Source organism: Chitinophaga sp. (assembly GCF_039596135.1).
Taxonomy (GTDB): Bacteria; Bacteroidota; Bacteroidia; order Chitinophagales; family Chitinophagaceae; genus Chitinophaga.
In genome coordinates, this window is the sequence record NZ_JBCNKH010000067.1 from 19,558 (window position 1) to 32,452 (window position 12,895).

General features: G+C 47.6%; 11 protein-coding genes. 1 reads left to right on the forward strand and 10 read right to left on the reverse strand.

Annotation, left to right across the window (positions count from 1 at the left end; all coding sequences use genetic code 11):
• Nucleotides 1-35: 35 nt before the first annotated feature.
• Both ABDW16_RS25715 and ABDW16_RS25720 read right to left on the reverse strand, forming a co-directional pair.
• On the reverse strand, nucleotides 36-476 hold the full coding sequence (locus ABDW16_RS25715) for a universal stress protein (RefSeq protein ID WP_343673775.1): 441 nt from the start codon (nucleotides 474-476) through the stop codon (nucleotides 36-38).
• A gap of 149 nt (nucleotides 477-625) precedes the next feature.
• On the reverse strand, nucleotides 626-3,181 hold the full coding sequence (locus tag ABDW16_RS25720; protein WP_343673777.1) for a family 20 glycosylhydrolase: 2,556 nt from the start codon (nucleotides 3,179-3,181) through the stop codon (nucleotides 626-628).
• A gap of 85 nt (nucleotides 3,182-3,266) precedes the next feature.
• Here ABDW16_RS25720 and ABDW16_RS25725 point away from each other — a divergent pair, with 85 nt between their 5' ends.
• On the forward strand, nucleotides 3,267-4,823 hold the full coding sequence (locus tag ABDW16_RS25725; protein WP_343673779.1) for an FMN-binding glutamate synthase family protein: 1,557 nt from the start codon (nucleotides 3,267-3,269) through the stop codon (nucleotides 4,821-4,823).
• A 46-nt stretch (nucleotides 4,824-4,869) separates the two neighbouring features.
• On the opposite strand, the gene ABDW16_RS25730 is transcribed toward ABDW16_RS25725, so the two are convergent.
• From ABDW16_RS25730 to ABDW16_RS25765, 8 genes are all read right to left on the reverse strand, one after another.
• Complete coding sequence (locus ABDW16_RS25730; protein WP_343673781.1) at nucleotides 4,870-6,321, reverse strand: alpha-L-fucosidase; 1,452 nt, start codon at nucleotides 6,319-6,321, stop codon at nucleotides 4,870-4,872.
• A 64-nt stretch (nucleotides 6,322-6,385) separates the two neighbouring features.
• Entirely contained in the window at nucleotides 6,386-7,111 is a 726-nt protein-coding gene (gene pgl / locus ABDW16_RS25735; RefSeq protein WP_343673783.1) for a 6-phosphogluconolactonase, read from the reverse strand.
• Between the two features lie 8 nt (nucleotides 7,112-7,119).
• A complete protein-coding gene (zwf, locus tag ABDW16_RS25740; RefSeq protein WP_343673784.1) occupies nucleotides 7,120-8,625 on the reverse strand; it encodes a glucose-6-phosphate dehydrogenase in 1,506 nt (501 codons plus the stop codon).
• 65 nt (nucleotides 8,626-8,690) lie between these two features.
• Entirely contained in the window at nucleotides 8,691-10,091 is a 1,401-nt protein-coding gene (gndA, locus tag ABDW16_RS25745) for an NADP-dependent phosphogluconate dehydrogenase (RefSeq protein ID WP_343673785.1), read from the reverse strand.
• 128 nt (nucleotides 10,092-10,219) lie between these two features.
• Nucleotides 10,220-10,921 (reverse strand): sulfite exporter TauE/SafE family protein, encoded by a 702-nt coding sequence (locus tag ABDW16_RS25750; protein ID WP_343673786.1) that lies wholly within the window; start codon nucleotides 10,919-10,921, stop codon nucleotides 10,220-10,222.
• Nucleotides 10,922-10,933: 12 nt separating this feature from the next.
• Nucleotides 10,934-11,716, reverse strand: coding sequence for an urease accessory protein UreD (locus ABDW16_RS25755; protein WP_343673788.1), 783 nt, complete (start codon nucleotides 11,714-11,716; stop codon nucleotides 10,934-10,936).
• A complete protein-coding gene (gene ureG / locus ABDW16_RS25760; protein ID WP_343673790.1) occupies nucleotides 11,716-12,330 on the reverse strand; it encodes an urease accessory protein UreG in 615 nt (204 codons plus the stop codon). The genes ABDW16_RS25755 and ureG overlap by 1 nt, the downstream gene beginning before the upstream one ends.
• Nucleotides 12,331-12,895, reverse strand: a 565-nt coding sequence (locus tag ABDW16_RS25765) for an urease accessory UreF family protein (RefSeq protein WP_343673791.1), incomplete at its 5' end; no start/stop codon positions are given.

A 12,895-nucleotide genomic window follows, 5' to 3' on the forward strand; every position in this document is an offset into this window, starting at 1 on the left:
GGCAATAAGGATATGGTGAACAGTTTAATTGAATTTTAATGCTTTCCTTTCTTGTAAGGGACTACCAATACGGGAATAGGTGCATGACGAATGACAAATTCAGCAGTGCTGCCAATCAGTAAATGGTCCAGACCGGTGCGGCCGTGTGTACCAATTACAAGCGTGGTTGCACCTTCTTCTGCTGCCTGCTCCAGGATGTCTTCTTTTGGATTGCCTAATGTGGCAGTAACGGATACGGTTACATCAGGATAAGCCTCCCGGTAAGATTCAAGATGTGCAATAATATCCTGCAGACGGCCATTCAGCTCATCGGCAGATGGGCTAACTGTTTCGATCACAGGCACTACGGCTGTGTTCTTGTCCAGGATAGAAGTGATGGTTACAGGAGACTTGGTGCTCCGCGCGAGTTCCATACCAGCAGCAACAACGCCGGCTGAATAGCTGCTAAGGTCTACAGCTATCATGATCTTTGACATAGACAATCGTTTTGTTTAAATGCAGATGTTTGTTGTGGTAGGCTTAGGTAAGGGTATATTATGGCTCAAATTTACTATAAGTATGGGGATAAAACAAAAATCGCTTCTGCCTGCGGCAGAAGCGATTTTTAGCGTGCGGAAAAATACCATTATTTATTTTCAACCGAAACCGATCTGCCACCTCTTCCCCTCACATCAAATACCTTTAATTTGATCGTTCCTTTCTCTTCAATGGGTCCTGCATACACCTTACTCTTTCCATCCGGTTCTTTTCCATTGCTGGTGTACCTGATTGTAAACCCAGGCAATTGCAGGTTCGCTACCACTGCCCCATCTACCACACTTGCACCTGCTGTAGGTATGCGGTAATTATACCCGCCATTGTAATAACTCAGCCTTACCAACTCCTTCTTACCCAATGTATTCGCAAATATGTTCCATGCTTTCGGATATAATGTACTATCATTCACAGTCGCCCACTCCGGATCCTTTGCCCATGCCCGCTCTGCCAATCCCAGTAACTTGGGCAAAATCATATACTCCATTCTTGCAGAATTCTTCACCGTCTCGCTCCACAGCAATCCCTGCACTCCTACAATGTTATCTGCACCATAAGCAGTCAAACGTTGTTTGTCTTTAAAAATCGCCGGATCCAACGCATTACCCAATGCATCTACTTTGGAGTTCTTATAATAATCCATCGGGATGAAATAGAATGGTTTATCCACATCTACGAACCCACCCCAGTAGAAACCTGGTTCATCAAATGATTTCATATAAGCCATATCGAAGTACATGTTGCTCACACCAGAAAGCACCACTTTGTAATTCGCATTTGCCAGGCGGTAAGGCAAATCTTCTGCGCCACCACCCATAATATTATTCCACACATCTACCATCAGGTTTTCACCACTAAACCCAGGATTCGGCATGCTGAATGGCTTACCATCCAGGGTTGTCTTACGCATACCCATTTCTTCCCAGCCATACAGTTTCAATCCTCTTTTCTTCAACAGATCGTTCACCTTGCCATAGTAGTAATACCAGAGATCATTCACATCCCGGATGCGCTTATCTTTCTCCATTAGCGCTTTCACTGCAGGAGAACCCGCCCACACACCACCAGGTACTTCATCGCCACCCATGTGTACATATTCCAGGGGTACTCCGGCATCTTTATACATTCCCTGTACCTCTTCCACTACCTTGTCCAGGAAGTGATATACTGCCGGCAAAGCCACGTTAATCACGTTATCATTCCAGTTTTGTACAGAGTGATATACTGATGCATCTTTCGGATCTGATAACAAATATTCTTCTGCTGCTGCCTGTTGTCCGGCTTTTGCGAATTGCTCATATCGTGCTTTCATCGCTACCACCGCTGCACGCGCATGCCCCGGTGTTTCAATCTCAGGAATCACACGGATATGTCGCGCTGCCGCAAAATGTAGGATGTCAATGTAATCCTGCCTGGTGTAATAACCACTGCCTGCTTCGTTGCTCACATCAGGTCCGGACCCATATGCTGGTTGCAGATGGTCCTTTTCATCCAGCGTATGACCACGATGCGCACCCACAGCTGTCAGTTCTGGTAGAGAAGGAATTTCCAGTCTCCAGCCTTCATCATCTGTCAGGTGAAAATGCAATACGTTCAGTTTGTAAATTGCCATCAGGTCCAGCAGGCGATAGATATCATTCTTACTATGGAAATTGCGGGATACATCTATCATGAATGCACGGTAACCAAAGCGGGGACCGTCTTTTATATTCACCGCAGGGATGGTTACTTTCTTCTGTACACCTGCCCATGCATTTGCAGGAAACAAGGATTTCAGTGATTGAATACCATAAAAAATGCCCGCACCTTCACCCGCTTTTATCTGTACACCAGCGTTAGTCACAGTAAGTGTATAATCTTCAGGAGCCAGGCTGGCATCTGTAGATAAAGTAATTGTTGCATTGCCGCCATTGATCACAGCAGGTTGCTTACCGAATACTGTTTTCAGCTCTGTAGCGAGGTATGCGCCTTCCTTTGCAAATGCAGGATCTGCACTGATCGTTACGGCCGGTGTCAGTACCAGTTCTCCTGTACCATTCGTGATGTCACGTGGTGTAGGGAATACCTTTGGCAACTCAGCCAGGGGTACATCTGCTGTATTTTTATTCTGCTCGTAGATATCCTGTGGTGTAATCAGGCCGATCTTATCACCCGGAAAACGCAGGTATTGTTTGGGTTGGGTAGAAGGACGAATATTCAAGGCAGGCACACTGTATCCTTTTGCAGGTTCCTTGTCCCACACGATGTATAAACCGTCTGGTGCATCCGTAAAGTTAACCGCCCATGCATCGCCTATGAGTGAAATGCGAATAGAATCGCCAGGTGCAATTCCTTTACTTTCCCCTGTAGGCGTCAGTTTATACAAATCTCCGTTCACATGCGAAGCGCTTACGCCACCCGTGGTAGGGCCTGGGTTCACCGATCTCACAAAGTTGAAATACAACTGCCAGCCCTGGGCAGGAAATGCGGTATGACCTGTATTGACGATTGTGAATACAGACAAGAACTGCGCTTTCCCCTGATAGTTATTTTCACCTACTTCCCAGGATACTTTTAATTGCGAAGCGTCAAATGGCACCTGCGCCCAACTCTTGGTAGTGGCTGCCGTAAACAGGCCACATACCAGTAAAAACCTCCTTATAAGCATATTCAGTTGATATTAATCGCCGTAATATAAGGCGAATATAGTTTTTCTCCTATCTTTAGTCAGTCATTAAAAAGGATGCTCGTTTATGAAAGGATTTTTTGCTTTTACGATTGGCAGTCTCGCGCTAATATGCTGTGCCGGCTATTTTTTTCCCTGGGTGTTGTGGCTACTTGTATTGATCGTTCCACTCATTGTACTCGGATTTGTTGATATTTTCCAGAAAAAACACGCCATCATGCGTAACTACCCTATTGTGGGCAGAATGCGCTACCTGATGGAAGATATACGTCCCAAAATCTACCAATACTTCGTAGAAAGCGATATCGATGGCAGCCCTGTCAACAGGGTAGACCGATCCACCATCTACCAGCGTGCTAAACGTGAACTGAACTCACAACCCTTTGGTACCCAGTTCAACGTATACGCTGAGGGCTATGAATGGATGGCCCATTCCATCCAGCCCCGCTCCTTCGATACCATGAACAAGGATCCGCGTGTTCAGATCGGCGGTCCTGATTGCCGGCAGCCTTATTCTGCCAGCATTCTCAACGTGTCTGCCATGAGCTATGGCTCCCTGAGTGCCAATGCAGTAGAAGCCCTGAACGGCGGTGCTAAGATTGGCAACTTTGCTCATAACACCGGCGAAGGTGGTATCAGTGAGCACCATCTGAACCAGGGCGGCGATATCATCTGGCAGATAGGTACCGGTTACTTTGGCTGCCGGGATGAAAAAGGTAATTTCGACGAACAGTTATTTGCGCAGAATAGTGCGAAGCCACAAATTCGCATGATCGAACTAAAGGTGTCTCAGGGTGCAAAACCAGGCCATGGCGGTATCCTGCCAGCGTCTAAGAACACCCCTGAAATCGCCGCTATCCGTCATGTGAAACCACATACCACAGTGGCCTCTCCCCCTTACCACACTGCCTTCAATACACCCCGCCAGATGATGCAATTCATCAGCCGAATGCGTACCCTGGCAAATGGTAAACCTGTTGGTTTCAAGCTCTGTATCGGTCAGAAATCCGAATTCCATGCTATCTGTAAAGCGATGCTGGAAACCGGCTGCTATCCTGACTTTATTACCGTTGATGGTGGCGAAGGAGGTACCGGCGCAGCGCCTCCTGAATTCAGCAACTCCGTAGGTATGCCGCTGATGGATGCACTGGCTTTTGTACACGATACACTGACAGGATACAATATCCGTCATAAAGTAAAGGTGATAGCCTCCGGCAAAATCCTGACGGGTTTCCACATTCTCCGTGCCCTGGCATTGGGCGCCGATGCCTGCAATAGTGCAAGAGCCATGATGATGGCACTGGGTTGTATCCAGGCATTGATCTGTAATACCAACCGCTGTCCTACAGGTGTAGCGACACAGGATAAATGGCTGCAGGCCGGCCTGGTAGTAGATGATAAAAAACAAAGAGTAGCAAACTATCACCAGGACACTATTGAAAGCGCCATAGAACTGGCTGCTGCTGCAGGATTGGAATCACCACATCATATCACCAGGAGCCACCTGTCACGAAGGGTGTTCATGAACCAGGTGAAGACATTCGAAGAGATCTATCCAAGTACTGCAATAGGGTCTTTGCTGAATACAGCAACGATGGAGAAAATAAGTATCGATAACTGGTAGTTTTCAAAACAAAAACGCTTCTGCCTTAGGCAGAAGCGTTTTTGTTTTATTTTATACGGATAGTAAATAAACCAGTTGGTAAATCGCCCGGCGTCAATCCTGATAAATCAATCACAAAGTCCTTCCCTACCTGCTTTCCACTAATCTTTTTTGTACATCCCAGTATACTCACCGTCACTTTCTTTGACGGCATATAATCCTTAATCTTCACCTGCGGCACATACCCCGGTACGATCGCATACAGTGCATTTTCTTTCTGTGTAAAGAACAACTCTACATGTGCACGATCTTTGGCAGGTTTTACCAGGTTTGAAATACTATAATCTGACATGAAATTTGACTCCTTCAACTCAGGTATTTTACCTTCACTCCACTGTCTTGTTTCTTTCCATGTTTTGGTATCAAAAATCGCTTCTCCATTTACATCCAGCCATGCACCAATATCGATCAGCCTTTGCTGCATAATCACCGGAATACGGCCATCGGCAGTGGGTCCGATATCCAGCAGCAGGTTACCACCTCTCGATACAATATCGACCAGCATCAGTGTCAGGTCTGCACTTTTTTTATAATCATCCACATTCTCCATGCGGTTATAACCATAAGACTGGCCAATGCCCTGGCTCTCTTCCCAGATCACACCCGGCTGCATACCGCTACCATATTCAGATGTGAGATACGTAGCACCATTGTGTTTACCACGTGTATTGCTGCCCCAGCGATCATCTATCACCACTTCATCCTTCACCGGCGATTCGTTGAACAACCATGCCAGCAGCGAAGTACTGTGCCATGCGGTATCAGACAGTTCCCATTCGCCATCAGAGAAGATCACTGACGGTTTATACTTCGTCACCAGGTCCTTGAACTGGGGAATCATCACCTGGTTGATGTATTGTTGTTTATCTTTTTTCCAGATCGGGTTGAACCATTCGTACAGGGAATAATAGTAACCCATTTTCAAACCTGCCTTGCGTACTGAATTCGTCAGGTCTCCCAGCAAATCTCTTTTAGGCGTACCATCTTTTGCATTCCAGGTACGACCCCAGCTTTCACTGGCCTGTTGATTGTCCCACAGGGCATAACCCTCATGGTGCTTGGAGGTCAGTACTACATACTTTGCCCCTGAGCGGCGGAAGATCTCCGCCCATTGATCAGGATTAAACAAAGAAGCGGTAAACTGCTTTTCCAGGTCCTGGTAAGGCACATCTTTGCCATAGTTCTTATCGTGGAATGCGCGGGTCGCATCGTGCGGCCCATCGGTACGACCATCCAGCTGATACCAGTACCATTCTGAATAACCCCCCGGGCCTACAGGTGCATATGAAGGCACTGCATAAACGCCCCAGTGTATGAAGATGCCAAATTTAGACTGATTGAACCAGGCCGGAATACCGCGGGTCTCCAGCGAAGCCCAGTCGGCGGTATATTTCTTTTGTCCTATAACAGTGGAAGCGCCGAATAGTAGCGCAAACAGGTAAATAAGTGATGGTTTCATATTCAACAAAATAAAAAAAGCCAGTCACTTTCGCAACCGGCTTTCTATTTTAAAAGCGATCATTTTACATTTCCAGTGCACTCGCCGCAGCCTCATCCACAAACCAGTGCAACTCACCATCCTGCGGCCTGATTAACTGAGAAGGGAATTTCTCTGCATCAAATGTACCCTCAATTACGTTCTTCAAGGTCAGGGCCTTACCGATGCCAGTCGCCATAAATATCACGCATGCCGCCTGGTTCACCACCGGTGCCGTCAGCGTAATGCGGTACATATCCTGGGCCTGCAGCCAGAAGGCACTTACCCAGGCCTTTTTCTCATTCACTATCGGCATACCGGGAAAGAGGGACAGCGTATGGCCGTCGTCACCCATGCCCAACAATACCAGGTCGAAGGTAGTATCTGTATCCTTGAAATATTCCAGCAGAATTTCTTCATATGCTGCTGCTGATTCTTCCGGCTTGATGTCGGTGCGCATTACATGAATATTTTCCTTAGGTACATTCACCACTTCCAGCAGACTTTCAAATGCCATACGGGCATTGTTACGATCATCTTCAAACGGCACGGCTCTCTCATCTCCCCAGAAGAAATGAATTCTTTTCCACGGAATCATCTTGCTGTAAGGCTCCTTAGCCAGTAACTGGTACAGCGACTTAGGCGTACTGCCACCGGATAGTACAAAGGTAAAAATGTCCTGATCCTGCAATACTTCCTGTATATAGTTGCTGATCCATGCAGCCAGGTTCTCGCTCAGTTCCTGGGTATTCTTGGCTATATGTAATTCCATGTCAGATATTATTTAGGCAGATTGATCCATGCATGTCCATCCCTCGCGATCATTGCATCGGCATCTTCCGGGCCCCATGAGTCAGGCGCATAGTTAGGGAAGTCAACCGGGGTGCGGGATTCCCATGTTTCCAGTATCGGCATGATCAGTTTCCAGGCAGCTTCTACCTGGTCTGCACGCATAAACAGGGTCGCATCTCCTTCCATCACATCCAGCAGCAGTGTTTCGTATGCTTCTGGTGCATGGTCATCACCATACTGATGATCGAAGTTGAATACCATGTCTACTGGTTCCAGTGTCATGGCCTGACCCGGACGTTTAGCCTGGAAGCGGATGCGGATATCCATTTCAGGTGTAATACTGATGGTAAGACGGTTAGGTCTCCAGGTCTCTGCAGATTCTGATGGGAATGCAAAGTGAGGAGCCGGGCGGAACTGCAGGGTGATATTCGTTGCTTTCTGATGCAGGTGTTTACCGGTACGTACATAGAAAGGTACGCCCTGCCAGCGCCAGTTATCAATATGGAACTTCACGGCTGCATAAGTTTCCGTAGCAGATTCTTTTGCCACACCTTTTTCATCACGATAGCCAGGTACTTCCTTACCCTTGATCCAGCCGCTGGAATACTGGCCACGTACCGCATTCTCATGCACCTTTTCCTTAGGGAAAGCACGCATTGCATTCAGTACGTCTACCTTTTTATTACGCACCTCATTCGCATCGAATGATACCGGTGCTTCCATAGCAACCATACAGAGTACCTGCAGGATGTGGTTCTGTACCATATCGCGCAGGGCGCCTGACTTCTCGTAGTATTGTGCACGATCTTCCAGACCTACTGTTTCTGAAGCAGTGATCTGTACGTGATCGATATAGTTACGGTTCCATACCGGTTCAAACAGGGCATTGGCAAAGCGCAGTGCCAGTATGTTCTGTACGGTTTCTTTACCCAGGTAGTGGTCGATGCGGTAAATCTGCTCTTCAGAGAACAGGCGGCCCAGCAGCGCATTCAGGTCATGCGCACTTTGCAGGTCATGGCCAAATGGCTTTTCGATCACAATACGGGTACAGTTTTTATCTGTGCAGAGGTTCAGTGCGCCCAGTTTCTGAGCGATAGAAGGCACCAGTTGTGGCGCTACTGCCAGGTAGAAAATAACATTTGGATGCTCTCCCCATTCTGTTTCCTTTTCCTTCACAAAGTCGGTAATCTTGCTGTAAGCAGCCTGATTGTCCGCATCCATCTGCAGGTAGGTTACATTTTTTGAGAACTCTTCCCAGTGACCATTTTGCTCATCTTTACGACGGGAAAATTTGTTGATCCCGTCCAGGAGGTGGGTACGATAGTCATCGTTAGAATACTGGCTACGTCCGATACCTGCGATGGCGAATTTTTCCGGCATGTAATCGTCCAGAAAAAGGTTATATAAAGCCGGCGAAAGTTTTCTGTAATTCAGATCGCCGCTACCTCCAAATATAAACAGGATGGAGGCCGCAGGGCGTTTGTGGTTTTGCATAAAATTGTTTTTTTAAGCAGTGCAGCCTGACAAAGTTGTACGCAATCCCCGTCAGGCCACAACTATTATTCTCCCCACACGGTATGGAAAGTACCGGGTTGGTCTATACGCTGATAGGTATGTGCTCCAAAGTAGTCACGCTGCGCCTGTACCAGGTTGGTAGGCATACGTTCTGTACGGTAGGCGTCGAAGTAAGACAGTGCAGACATAATACCTGCTGCTGCTATTCCCGACTGTGCCGCACTCGCTACTACAGCACGGGTGTTACCAACTACCTGCTTCACGATAGCTGCAATCTCTTCACTCAATAAGATGTTAGGCAATGACGGGTTGGCCTCATATGCGCGGGTAAATACTTCCAGGAGGGTAGAACGGATAATACAGCCGCCTCTCCACACTTTCACAACTTCAGGCAATGGAATTTCCATTTCCAGTTCTTTGGAAGCCTGTGTAAGCATGGCCAGTCCCTGTGCATAGCTCAGCAAAATACCGAAGCTCAGTGCATCGTGAATCTGCGCTACGCTCAGTGCAGGTGCTGATTCGGAAGAAGCGTAAATTTTTGCAGCTTCCACGCGCTCATCTTTGTAGCCGGAAACGGTACGCATAGCTACTGCTGTATCAATCACAGGTACGGCTACAGGCAGTTCCATCGCATCCTGCGAAGTCCACTTACCTGTTCCTTTGGAACCGGCTTTGTCAGAGATCACATCTACAAGGTATGCAGTGGTTTTATCATCCTTTTGCAGGAAGATGTCTGCAGTGATCTCGATCAGGAATGATTGCAGGTCGCCTTCATTCCACTTTTTAAATGTTTCGTGCAGCTGCTCGTTGCTCAGTCCTTCCTTCTTCAGCAAGGCATAAGTTTCGCTGATCAGCTGCATGATGGAATATTCGATACCATTATGCACCATTTTCACATAATGACCGGCACCTTCCTTACCCAGGTAAGCTACGCATGGGGTACCATTTACCTTGGCAGATACTGCCTCCAGCATAGGTCTTACCTTTTCGTAAGCTTCCTTGTCGCCACCCGGCATGATGCTGGGACCTGTACGGGCACCCTTTTCACCACCGGATACACCGATGCCCATAAAATGTATACCCTTCTCCCGCAGATATTTCACCCTGCGCAGGGTATCAGTATAATGAGAGTTTCCGCCATCGATCACCACATCGCCCTGCGCTAACAGCGGGATCAGTGATTCGATCACATCGTCTACCGGTTTCCCTGCGGGAACCAGCATCATTAGTTTGCGCGGACGCTCCAGCAATTGTACCATGGTTGCCAGTTCAGCCACTCCCTTCACGGTAGTGCCAGCTGTAGCAGCCGATTCCAGTGCTCCGGTCTTGGTGGTATCCTTGTCGAAACCAATAACGGAAAAGCCATGATCAGCCATGTTGAGCAACAGGTTTCTTCCCATTACGCCAAGACCAATCATGCCAAAATCGAATACGCTTTGTGCCATAAATTATCGTGTAAAAGCCAAAAGATGAAGTAAAATTACGAATTATCAATTAGGAATAGTACATTATCAAAGTGCGCATCGGGAAAACATTCAATTCCCGCGATGATATATACCAGTAAATTTTTTCTTTACCAACCCAGCCACACCATACCTAAACCACAAATAAAAATAGTGAATCCTCCCAATGCATGCACATATCGCTCCAAACGACTGGTGGTCAGCAGTGAAAAGCCATAATAGCCCAACAATACCATCGCCACCATTGTCAATAATGTAAAGAGCGTAAATACCACGATCAGCAATACCATGGCGTAAGCAGCATGTTGCGCCGCCGGATATGTCAATAAAGGTATCAGTGGTTCACAGGGACCGAGACCAAAGATAATAAGCATAATCCATGGTGTCACCTTTCTTCGCTCCTGCGGATACACGATTTGTTCATGTTTATGCTCATATACATATATGTCTCCGTTGTCGTATATGTCAAAATGCTTGTGTACCTTGTTTTGCCAGGCCCGTTTCAATCCCCATATTGTATACAACAGGCCAAAACTAAGCAACGCCCATCCGGCTATGCCGCCCCGCAGATTTTCCAACCCGCTGATCTTAGACAATGACCATCCCAGGCCAATCCCCAGCAATCCCAGCAACACAGAACTACCCACATGCGCCACACCGCACAGCAACGTCCATACCACCGTCTTGCCTACTGACCAGCTCCTCACCCTGCTCAGGGCTATGAACGGAATATAATGATCCGGCCCGGTCACCGTGTGCAGGGTACTGATAGTCAACGCTGTGATAATGAGCAACTGTAGCTCCATATTCATACCATGATCATTTTAAAGTCTTCTTTCCTCGCCAGCCAGTAATGCTATCTTTTTAAATAGCTGGTAAAGTTGCTCGCCACCCTGTCCTAAAACCCTGACCAGCAGCGCGCCTGCGGCTGTTCTGGACACACCGCCCCGGATGCCTGCCTCGGCGGACAAAAGGTCATGTACCTCGCCTGCCATTTCCTCCATATCCACTGCCCCATCCTGCCAGTACAGGGAGGCCTGGTGAGTATAGCCCTCCCACTGCCCCATCTCGCCTGCCGGCACCAGTGCCGGTTCCAGCAATGTCACATCCTTAAATACCAGCTTTCCTTCAGAACGTACCTCCGTGGTGCTCTGAAAATGCCGGCAGCGGAAAATCTCCCCACTCAGTTTACGCCCACAAGTGATAATCTCTCCCCATAGCAGGCGACTATCCTTCTCCAGCTGGATTTTATTCACAGCTGAGAATACCGCATTTTCGTGTGGAACACTGGGATGTGGCAGGTAAATTAAGCTACTGCCAGCTCCTAAATGAACCGAAAACACCTGTTTTGCACCCAATTTCATCTGGAATATGCGCTGATAAGACTGGGTATACAGATGCAGACTGGTACCTGGCGCCACATTCACCTTCATATCATATTCATCACCATCCAATATTCCCGGCGAAGCACTCATCAGCGTTAAATGTAAATCTGATGCATGCTGCCCACTGATATCCGCCACCTTGAACGGGCGGGTGAAATAGCAGTGTTGCAAATAAGTCTTACTATTCCGCGCGGCAGTATTTATTTGTAACTCGCTATACATTATGCTTCCAGTAACGCGTATTTTTTGATCCAGTCTATAACCTGGTCCAATCCCTGTAGCGACATCAGGTTCGTGAAAATAAATGGCCGCTCATTCCGCATCTTCCGGGCATCTCTGTCCATGACCTCAAGACTTGCATGTACATAAGGCGCCAGGTCAATCTTGTTGATCACCAACAGATCTGAACGGGTAATGCCCGGACCTCCCTTGCGGGGAATCTTGTCTCCTTCTGCCACATCAATCACAAAAATGGTCACATCTGCCAGGTCCGGACTAAAGGTGGCAGAGAGATTGTCACCCCCACTTTCAATAAAGATGATTTCCACATCCGGAAAGCGGGAGACCATTTCCTCCACCGCTTCCAGGTTCATACTCGCATCTTCCCGGATAGCGGTGTGGGGGCAACCGCCTGTTTCCACGCCGATAATACGTTCAGCAGGCAACAGACTGTTTTTCATGAGGAATTCTGCATCCTCTTTTGTGTAAATATCATTGGTGATCACCGCCAGGCTGTATGTTTCATGCAGCTGACGGGATAAACGTTCTATCAAAGCAGTTTTACCAGCGCCTACAGGGCCGGCTACACCTATTTTTATATATTTCCTGTTCTCCATTTACGACATGTATAACCTTGAATATAATTTTTCATGCTGCATACAGCTGATGTCAAAGGCTGGACTACAGCGACCGGCCAGCTCCCGGGGCACTAATTGTGTTTTAGCAACCCACCCAGGCAATAAGGGCAATAAACCATACAGGATTTCCTGCCCCTGCTGTTGCCCCAGCGGCACAAGTTTTACACAATTCGTTACCATACCTGTGGCTGCATTATAATAAAAAGCCGTCATGGCCTCTTCCAATGGAATTCCCAGCAGGTAAGCATACATCCCAAAGACCAAGCAATAATGACCTGTTGTTTTTAACGCATATTCTTTTGCAAATCCGCTACGTGTCAATGGCCCCATGAGCTTCAGCAGCCGCAACCCCAGCTTCTGGCTGGCCTGCCTCATTTCCATGGGAGATTTCAATGCCGTGCATTCCTCATCCAGCGACAATAATAATTCTAAATCGCCCGCAGCAGCAGCCAGGTATCCCTGCCATGCAAAGAAGCCATCGTTATAAATAAAATTATATTCGAGCATGTTGCGGATGTATGTACCCGCGGTAGTTGCGTCTTGT

Excerpts from the sequence above, each read along its gene's own strand:
- ABDW16_RS25715 (WP_343673775.1), bottom strand. The coding sequence starts at position 476 with ATGTCAAAGATCATGATAGCTGTAGACCTTAGCAGCTATTCAGCCGGC.
- zwf (WP_343673784.1), bottom strand. The coding sequence starts at position 8,625 with ATGCAAAACCACAAACGCCCTGCGGCCTCCATCCTGTTTATATTTGGA.
- pgl (WP_343673783.1), bottom strand. The coding sequence starts at position 7,111 with ATGGAATTACATATAGCCAAGAATACCCAGGAACTGAGCGAGAACCTG.
- ureG (WP_343673790.1), bottom strand. The coding sequence starts at position 12,330 with ATGGAGAACAGGAAATATATAAAAATAGGTGTAGCCGGCCCTGTAGGC.
- ABDW16_RS25720 (WP_343673777.1), bottom strand. The coding sequence starts at position 3,181 with ATGCTTATAAGGAGGTTTTTACTGGTATGTGGCCTGTTTACGGCAGCC.
- gndA (WP_343673785.1), bottom strand. The coding sequence starts at position 10,091 with ATGGCACAAAGCGTATTCGATTTTGGCATGATTGGTCTTGGCGTAATG.
- ABDW16_RS25755 (WP_343673788.1), bottom strand. The coding sequence starts at position 11,716 with ATGTATAGCGAGTTACAAATAAATACTGCCGCGCGGAATAGTAAGACT.
- ABDW16_RS25750 (WP_343673786.1), bottom strand. The coding sequence starts at position 10,921 with ATGAATATGGAGCTACAGTTGCTCATTATCACAGCGTTGACTATCAGT.
- ABDW16_RS25725 (WP_343673779.1), top strand. The coding sequence starts at position 3,267 with ATGAAAGGATTTTTTGCTTTTACGATTGGCAGTCTCGCGCTAATATGC.
- ABDW16_RS25730 (WP_343673781.1), bottom strand. The coding sequence starts at position 6,321 with ATGAAACCATCACTTATTTACCTGTTTGCGCTACTATTCGGCGCTTCC.